This is a genomic window from Tamlana crocina (assembly GCF_012037625.1).
In genome coordinates, this window is sequence record NZ_JAAVJS010000695.1 from 1 (window position 1) to 318 (window position 318).

Sequence of the window (318 nt, forward strand, 5' to 3'; positions counted from 1 at the left end):
TGCTGTTTAGAGGTTATAAGGTGCAGGTAGGAATATTGGGGGATAAAGAAATAGATTTTATAGCAGAAAAAGAAGGGGAAAAGTTATACGTGCAAGTAGCGCTTAGCATTAACAATCCCGAAACCCTGGAAAGGGAATTTGGAAATCTTAAGAATATTCGGGATAACTACCCAAAGAAGGTAGTGACACTGGAAGCTTTTTCCGGTAACACAGTAGAGGGAATAGAAATCCAGGACCTGCGTAGCTTTTTACTTGCTTAACTGGAAACTTTTCTTGAAAATTGTCTTATAAGACGGTTGCCGGTTACCGGTTACCCAT

1 pseudogene is annotated in these 318 nt (G+C 39.9%); it reads left to right on the forward strand.

Features of this window, described 5'->3' with window-relative positions:
* Positions 1-260: pseudogene (locus HC176_RS18595) on the forward strand (ATPase); the annotation flags it as partial.
* Between the last annotated feature and the right edge of the window lie 58 nt (positions 261-318).